This window comes from Pseudoalteromonas luteoviolacea NCIMB 1944, assembly GCF_001625565.1.
In the GTDB taxonomy this organism is placed as follows: domain Bacteria; phylum Pseudomonadota; class Gammaproteobacteria; order Enterobacterales; family Alteromonadaceae; genus Pseudoalteromonas; species Pseudoalteromonas luteoviolacea_F.
In genome coordinates this window covers 1-1,489 of sequence record NZ_AUXS01000021.1, presented here as the reverse complement: position 1 = coordinate 1,489, position 1,489 = coordinate 1, and the positions used below count along the sequence as shown (strand labels likewise).

Here is a 1,489-nt window from a genome sequence, read left to right as displayed (position 1 = left end):
TTCCAATGCTGATCGTTTAAGCTCATTTACTACGTCTTGATCGATCTTTTGCCTATGGCATATTTAGCTCTTAACTTGAAGGAGCTTATATGTTGAATGACCTGTCTATGCTATTTAATGATGCAGAAGAAATCGTTAGTAACATCTCTGTATTTAACACCGAATTGCCTACTGAGTGGCTAACAGAGGCGTTCAACCTAACTGGGCATGCAACTATTCGCAGGCGAAAAATTGCGCCAGAAGATGTTATTCGGCTTGTGATAGGCATGTCGTTAATGCGCAGTGAACCTATTCAAGAAGTTGCAGCGCGATTAGCCTTTAAATCTGCTCAAATTGACAACGGATTGCTTGCAAGAAGCTCATGGAGCAATGCGCGCCAGCGCTTGGGGGCAGCGCCTGTTGAGTGGTTATTCCAGCGCAGCGCCGCCTTTTGGGATGATCAAGAGTATAAAGATGAGCTTTGGAATGGCCTGCGTGTATATAGCATTGATGGCACAAGCCTACGTACTGAAGATACACCTGAGTGTCGTGCCTATTTTGGCTCTGCGCACAGTAAAGGAGAGCGAGTTTCTGCTTTTCCCGCTTTTCGGCTCACTTGTTTAATGAATGCCAGAACTCAAATTATACTTAATGCGGGATTATGTGAATTTAAAAAGGGTGAAATTACAATAGCCTCGCAGTTGGTAGATAACTTACCCAACACGAGCGTCGTGCTTATGGACAAACTCTACCATTCAGCTGAACTATTACATCATATAGAAATGCTGGGTTCAGACAGATTTTGGGTTACTCCCTTACGCACTGATATTAAATGGCAACGAGTCCAAGGTGAGGTAGAAAGTGACGATATGTTGGTAGAGCGAACGCTGAATTCGCATACTCGTAAGCGTTCTAGTACATTGCCTAAGGATTGGCAATTTAGACTTATTAAATACCAGATTGATGGGTTCGAACCAAAGCTATTGGCGACTTCTCTACCTCGTGAGCAATATTCAAAAGAAGATATCATTGCACTTTACCATGAGCGGTGGTCAATCGAGTTGGGCTATAGGGATATCAAGAAAACGATGCTAAAAAACACGATGACCCTTCGAAGTAAAAAGCCAGAGTTAGTGATCCAAGAGCTCTACGGCATGTTGATAGCATACAACCTCATAAGGCATGAGGCAGCATTGGCTGGTAAACAGGTGAAAGTAAGAGGTGCACAAATAAGCTTTAAAACAACTATGCGAGTTGTGATTTATGACTACTATTCAATGGCCACTACTAACTCAATACATACGCTTCCCAAAAGATTAAAAGACTTAACTGACACAGTGAAGGACTTTATCTTGCCAAAACCAGACAGGCCGAATTACCCTCGGGCAGTGAAAATGAAGAAGAAAGAGTTTCCAGTTAAAAGGAGCCAGCCACTCAAGGCCCCTTAAACGAACAGCATTGGAAGCAAGTTCAGGGTGACGAGTTTAGGTTCAGGATCACGGGTTTAGGC

1 protein-coding gene is annotated in these 1,489 nt (G+C 43.2%); it reads left to right on the top strand.

Features of this window, described 5'->3' with window-relative positions; genetic code table 11:
• Positions 1 to 89: 89 nt before the first annotated feature.
• Positions 90 to 1,427, top strand: coding sequence for an IS4 family transposase (locus N483_RS08190; RefSeq protein ID WP_063383332.1), 1,338 nt, complete (start codon positions 90 to 92; stop codon positions 1,425 to 1,427).
• Positions 1,428 to 1,489 lie beyond the last annotated feature (62 nt).

What these genes read in the sequence shown, in the direction of transcription:
- N483_RS08190 (WP_063383332.1), top strand. Translation starts at nt 90, where the DNA reads ATGTTGAATGACCTGTCTATGCTATTTAATGATGCAGAAGAAATCGTT.